Raw genomic sequence first — 1,126 nt, 5'->3', positions numbered from 1 at the left:
GGGCCGGCGATGACGCCCGCCATCGGCGCGGCCTCGTCGGGCGGCAGGGCGGGGTCGTGGACCAGCAGGCGGCAATGGGCGCGCAGATGGACGGCGATCAGCCGCCCGAAGGCGCCGAAACCGATCAATCCGACCTGGGGCGGTCGAGGGGCAGGGGAACGGGGCAGCATGAACGGGGCTTTCTTCGAGCCGCGTCGCCGCTGGTATCCGGATAGAGTCAACCGCCGACGACGCAGCGGTTGAGTACAGAACGCAATCCCCGCCGCTATGAGAGCGGCGCGTAATAGAGTCCGGCCAGGGCAGGGGCCGGCGGGGTGGGAATCGTCGTCATGCGCGGCAGCTAGCGCCTTCTACCCCGCGCGGTCAATCCCTTCCGGCAGGGTGCCTTCCATGACGACATAGCGCAGGCCGCTCTTGACGAAGGGCGCGCCGCGCGGCGCCAGCCCGAAACGGCGATAGAATGCGACGGCGGTCAGCCGGGCATCCAGCGTGATCCCGGTGAAGCCGAGCGGGCGCAGATCGGCGAAGGCCCGTCGCAGCAGCGCGCTGCCGATCCCCTGGCCCTGGCATTCGGGCAGCACCGCGCATTTGCGCAGCCGCACCGTGCGGTCGTCGACGGGAAAGAACGACCCGCACCCCGCCAGGACCCCGTCGGCGAAGGCGCCGTAATGCAGCGCGTCGGCATCGCCGGGCACCAGGCATTCCTCGGCCGTCCGGCCGGGCCACAGCACCGCCCGGCGGATGGGCAGGCAGTCGGTCAGGGCGATGCGCGCGATCCGCATGTCGGGCATGAAGGTCCCTTTTCGCGTTCAGGATGGGGGCGTTCAGGGGTGGGGGCGACCAGCAGCCAGGCGCCGGCCACCTGCAGCGGCAGCCCGGCGACCAGCATGATGAAGCCGGCCCAGTGCTGGTCCTGCAGCGGCGTCAGGTCCCACCGGCACAGCACGTCCAGATAGGGGGCGTACAGCACCCGGGGGGCGGTCATCCAGACCACCGCCACCACCGTCATCGGCACGCCGCCCAGCAGGGCATAGAGCCCCGCCGCCGGGTTGCGGCGGATGATGCGGGTGCCGGGCAGGACCTGCGCCCAGAACAGCAGGCCGGCCAGCAGGCCCAGCAGGCCCAG

2 protein-coding genes are annotated in these 1,126 nt (G+C 71.7%); both read right to left on the bottom strand.

The annotated features are described in order from the left end of the window. Positions 1-350: 350 nt before the first annotated feature. Entirely contained in the window at positions 351-791 is a 441-nt protein-coding gene (locus tag HUK84_RS19495) for a GNAT family N-acetyltransferase (protein WP_176641686.1), read from the bottom strand. Then, on the bottom strand, positions 758-1,126 hold a 369-nt coding region (locus HUK84_RS19490; protein ID WP_176641685.1), incomplete at its 5' end, for a cytochrome c oxidase assembly protein. The genes HUK84_RS19490 and HUK84_RS19495, both read right to left, overlap by 34 nt.

Source organism: Nguyenibacter vanlangensis (assembly GCF_013376155.1).
GTDB classification, from domain to species: domain Bacteria; phylum Pseudomonadota; class Alphaproteobacteria; order Acetobacterales; family Acetobacteraceae; genus Gluconacetobacter; species Gluconacetobacter vanlangensis.
The sequence above is the reverse complement of the archived record's forward strand: the minus strand, read 5'-3'. Positions and strand labels throughout refer to the sequence as shown.